We start from the raw sequence: 1,673 nt of genomic DNA, 5'->3' as shown, positions 1-1,673 counted from the left end.
GGCGGCGGTCGCCGAGGCGTTCTGCCTGGCCAGGCTCGGCGACGAACGCTCCGCCGAGTACGGCGCACTCCCGGACGGAGTGGACGTGGCCGCGCTCGTCGCCCGCGCCTGATCACGGCACCTGCCACCCGCCGCCCCGCGACCCCGAGATGGGAACCAGGCGCGAGGAAATCGGAGAAACGACACTGTCGGTTTCGCTATTCGGCTGACAGGATGTGAGTGCTGTCACAGACTGGAGGTACCCCGACAAAGAGGTGCAGTATGTCAATCGATGGCGATCCGCGCGATCCGGTCTACCGGCCGGGCCCGGCCCCCCTCCGCTCCCACCTGCCGATCCTGGGCGGGACCCTCGAATACGTCGAGAATCCACTGGCCACGATGGCCCGTCGGTACCGCGACCACGGACCGGTCTCCGAGCTGAGCTTCCTCGGCGCCACCTGGACCGCGCTGATCGGCCCCGACGCGTGCCAGATCGCCCTGCAGAACGCCGACAAGGCGTTCGCCAACGGGCCCGGCTGGGGATATCTCGTCGGCCCGTTCTTCGACCGCGGGCTGATGCTCCTGGACTTCGCCGAACACCACCACTACCGACACCTCATGCAGGAGGCGTTCACCCGCCCCCGCCTGGAGGGGTACGCCCGTACCCTGGCCCCGCTGGTTGAGCAGGGCATCTCGGGCTGGACCCCCGATCGCGCGTTCGAGATCTACCCGGCGCTCAAGTCGCACACGCTCGATCTGGCCACCGAGGTGTTCATGGGCGGCGCAGAATACGCCGAACCCGGGGAGATCGAGCGGGTCAACACCGCCTTCGTGGACTGCGTCCAGGCCGCCAACGGCTACATCCGCTCCACCTCGCTGCCGTTCACCAAGTGGGGCCGCGCCGCCCGCGGCCGTCGCCTGCTGGAGGAGTTCCTCCGCCGGCACCTGCCCGCCCGCCGCGCGAACCCCGGCGAGGACCTGTTCTCGGCTCTGTGTCAGGTCGCCGACGCCTCCGGCGGGATCGACGACGACGACATCATCAACCAGATGATCTTCCTCCTGATGGCCGCGCACGACACCACGACCAGCACCGTGACCTCGATGGTCTACGAACTCGGCCGTGACCGTGAATGGCAGGAACGCTGCCGGCGGCAGTGTCTGGAGCTGGGCCCCTCGCCGACTCTCACCGAGCTGGAGGGCCTCACGGACCTGGACCTGGTGATGAAGGAGACGCTGCGACTGCACCCGCCGGTACCGGTACTGGCCCGCAGGGCGGTCAAGGACACCGAGGTGCTGGGGGTCAAGATCCCGGCCGGCCGGCTCGTCTCGGTGATGCCACTTCTGTCGCACCACATGCCCGAGTACTGGACCGACCCGGAACTCTTCGACCCCGAGCGGTTCACCGAGGGCAGGCGCGAGGACAAGTCCCACCGCTACGCCTGGGAGCCCTTCGGCGGCGGGGTGCACAAGTGCCTCGGCATGATCTTCGCCAACCTGGAGTCCAAGCTCGTCCTCAGCGCGCTGCTCCGGCACTTCGAGTGGTCCGTGCCGCTGGACTACGTCCCGCCCATGAAGAACGACTCGCTGCCGTTCCCCGGGGACGGGCTCCCGGTGTCCCTGCGGCCGCTCACGCCGGCCCGCACCGGCTGAGCTGACCCGGCGACTCGCCCGCACCCTCGCCCGCCCCGCCCCGC

1 protein-coding gene is annotated in these 1,673 nt (G+C 69.5%); it reads left to right on the top strand.

Annotated features, from left to right (window positions below):
- Window positions 1-261: 261 nt before the first annotated feature.
- The gene (locus G6027_RS12445; protein WP_182637452.1) at window positions 262-1,629 is read left to right on the top strand and encodes a cytochrome P450; all 1,368 of its coding nucleotides are present in this window, start codon (window positions 262-264) and stop codon (window positions 1,627-1,629) included.
- The last annotated feature ends 44 nt before the right edge of the window (window positions 1,630-1,673 follow it).

The organism is Dietzia sp. SLG310A2-38A2 (genome assembly GCF_014145095.1).
Lineage (GTDB): Bacteria > Actinomycetota > Actinomycetes > Mycobacteriales > Mycobacteriaceae > Dietzia.
Note: the sequence above shows the minus strand (reverse complement) of the source record. Positions and strands in the feature narration are given on the sequence as shown.